The 605-nt window shown below is 52.9% G+C and carries 1 protein-coding gene; it reads left to right on the top strand.

Annotated elements, in window-relative coordinates; translation table 11 throughout:
* The coding region (locus tag KH400_RS29580; protein WP_217227912.1) for a hypothetical protein at positions 1-605 on the top strand (605 nt) is incomplete at both ends.

The following is a 605-nucleotide window of genomic DNA, read 5'->3' as shown; positions in this document are numbered from 1 at the left end:
AAAGGAAAAGAAGAAGGAAAGAAGGGAAGAAGAGAAGGAGAAAAAAGGGGGGAAAGGGGGGAGAAGGAGAGGAGGGGAGGGGAGAGGGGGAAGGGAAAAAGAGAGGAAGAAAAAGAGAAAGAAAGAAAAAAGGAAGAAGAGAAAAAAAAGAGGGGGAAGGGGAAGGAAAGGGGGAGGGAAGGAAAGAAAAAAAGGGGGAAGGGAAAAGAGGAGAAGGGAGAAGAGGAGGGAAAGGGGAAGGAGAGGAGGAAAGGGGAGAAGGGGGGGAAAGGGAAGGGGGAGGGGGGAGAGGGGAGGAAGGGGAGAGAAAAGGAGAAGGGGGGGGAGGGGGGGAAGGGGGAAAAGGAAAAGGAGGGGGAAGAAGAAGGAAGGGGGGAGAAGAAGAGAAAAGAGGGAGAGAGAGGAAAGGAGAGGGGGAAAGAAGGGGGGGAAAGAGGAGGGGAGAGAAAAGAAAGGGAAAGAAAGAGGGAGAAGGAGGGAAAAGAAGGGAGGGAAGGGGGGGAGAAAAGGAGGAAGGGGAGGGGGGAAGAAGGAGAAGAGAGGGGAAAAGAAAAGGAAGAGAAAAAAGAAAGGAAAGGGAGAGAGGGAGGGAAGGGGGAGAAAAG

The organism is Desertibacillus haloalkaliphilus (genome assembly GCF_019039105.1).
Taxonomy (GTDB): domain Bacteria; phylum Bacillota; class Bacilli; order Bacillales; family KJ1-10-99; genus Desertibacillus; species Desertibacillus haloalkaliphilus.
The sequence above is the reverse complement of the archived record's forward strand: the minus strand, read 5'-3'. Positions and strand labels throughout refer to the sequence as shown.